1 protein-coding gene is annotated in these 1,365 nt (G+C 37.8%); it reads left to right on the top strand.

Going from position 1 to position 1,365, the window contains the following annotated elements:
• Positions 1 to 614: group II intron maturase-specific domain-containing protein (locus tag FXW07_RS19120; RefSeq protein ID WP_276573357.1), on the top strand; the 614-nt coding region annotated here is incomplete at its 5' end.
• Between the last annotated feature and the right edge of the window lie 751 nt (positions 615 to 1,365).

Genomic DNA, 1,365 nt, shown 5'->3' on the forward strand with positions numbered 1-1,365 from the left:
ATTTCATAGTCACTGCTAATTCCGAAGAAACTGCGAGAGAAATTAAGGATGTAATTGTTGCTTTTCTTAAAGAACGAGGTCTTGAGCTCTCTGATGAAAAAACCCTTATCACAAACATTAATGAAGGCTTTGACTTCCTCGGCTGGAATTTCCGCAAGTATAAAGGTAAGCTTCTGACCAAACCTTCCAAAAAGTCCATTAAAATATTTACTGAAACAATCAGTCAAACCATAACGGAAGGAAGAGCATGGTCTCAGGAGGTTTTAATTGCCAAACTAAATCCCATAATAAGAGGCTGGTCCAACTACCATAATTCTGTGGTTTCTTCGGATACTTTCCAGAAACTTGACCACATAATATGGGAACTGTTATGGAAATGGGCTAAAAGAAGACATCCAAATAAATCCAAAGATTGGATTGTCAACAAGTACTGGAAAAGAAGTACTTCCAGAAGGTGGAATTTCAGAACAGGAATAAATGGTTTATTGCTTTTATCCAAAACCAGAATCTGTAGGCATATTCCTTTAAAGCTGAAAATGAATCCGTTTCTTGACACGAATTATTTCCGTGAACGTCAATACAAATTAAGTTTCCGGAAAGGACATTCCATTTGAAAAAAAAAAACTGCTGCCTGATACAGAAAAGGTTATAGAATGCTTGAGCCGTATGAAGGGAAACTTTCACGTACGGTTCTTAGAAGAGGGAGAGCGAGTAATCGCTCTTTCTTATTCAACGTGCGACAAGAAGCTATACTATGAATTGCGTCATACGCTACCTTTTCCATTTGAGGTAATCCTAGTGTGACATGCATAAATGGTAACGTTTGTGTGTGAAGCTCACATGACAATATCAAGAACTCAAGGAACCTGACTTTGATAATTGGTTAGGATAAGAATACTATGAAGAACGTAAAGTGAACCATCGTAAGAATCGTGATCTAGAATAAGCGAAAGCAGGTTGGATGCGCTTAAACCAAAAGGTATAGAATCAGGCTGTAATGGGTCTGCCGACATTATAGCAAATGGACAAATGATTCTCGGTTTACAGATGGCTTCTAAGGTATTTACATTATTTGTAGTATAGAACTTGGTAAACCCTATATGCTCCTTCTTCTTCTTCTTTTTTTGAAAAAAAAAAGGAAAGGTAGAGATCCTGTGAAGGAAATTAATGGCATAGAGGGCAGAGGATTTAGGCAAAAAGCGAAAGCCATTCTGTAATGGAATGGATAAGGGTTCTAACTTTGCCCTACCCGAAAGGGTGCATACTTGCTTATCGGTATTCTATTGTATGAAAGGAGGCAAACTTCTGAATGTAAGTTGTTCAACGATATCCTCTCTGGATAAGAAGCTTACAAACGCTCAACTC

Origin of the sequence: Methanosarcina sp. DH1 (assembly GCF_020804205.1) — an archaeon.
In the GTDB taxonomy this organism is placed as follows: Archaea; Halobacteriota; Methanosarcinia; order Methanosarcinales; family Methanosarcinaceae; genus Methanosarcina; species Methanosarcina vacuolata.